2 pseudogenes are annotated in these 269 nt (G+C 66.5%); one reads left to right on the top strand and one right to left on the bottom strand.

The features are described 5' to 3' along the window. A pseudogene (locus tag ABGA94_RS11030) lies at nt 1–138 on the bottom strand (MFS transporter); the annotation flags it as partial. On the opposite strand from ABGA94_RS11030, the pseudogene ABGA94_RS11025 reads away from it, so the two are divergent. Beyond that, a pseudogene (locus ABGA94_RS11025) lies at nt 131–217 on the top strand (YdcF family protein); the annotation flags it as partial. The pseudogenes ABGA94_RS11030 and ABGA94_RS11025 overlap by 8 nt on opposite strands. Between the last annotated feature and the right edge of the window lie 52 nt (nt 218–269).

Genomic DNA, 269 nt, shown 5'->3' with positions numbered 1-269 from the left:
CAACGCGGTCAGCGTATTGACCACCACGAAGCCGGCGATGGCCGCCAGCAGCAGCGGACGCCGTGGCAGGCGCTGGGTCAGCGCGGTCATCGGCAGTGCGGCCATCACCGAACCCAGCGCATACACGCTCACCAGCTGGCGCTTCCTGGTGCAGGAAATCTATTTCTTCCACCGCGACCTGGTGCGGCCGCCGCTGAGTTCGCCGGCCAACACCTGAGGCGGAAACCTGATTTGGGCGGGTGCCATGCGGTAGTGCGCGCGATCCAACG

The sequence above is a fragment of the Stenotrophomonas sp. 3diitr2024 genome (genome assembly GCF_042136455.1).
GTDB lineage: Bacteria > Pseudomonadota > Gammaproteobacteria > Xanthomonadales > Xanthomonadaceae > Stenotrophomonas > Stenotrophomonas sepilia.
The sequence above is the reverse complement of the archived record's forward strand: the minus strand, read 5'-3'. Positions and strand labels throughout refer to the sequence as shown.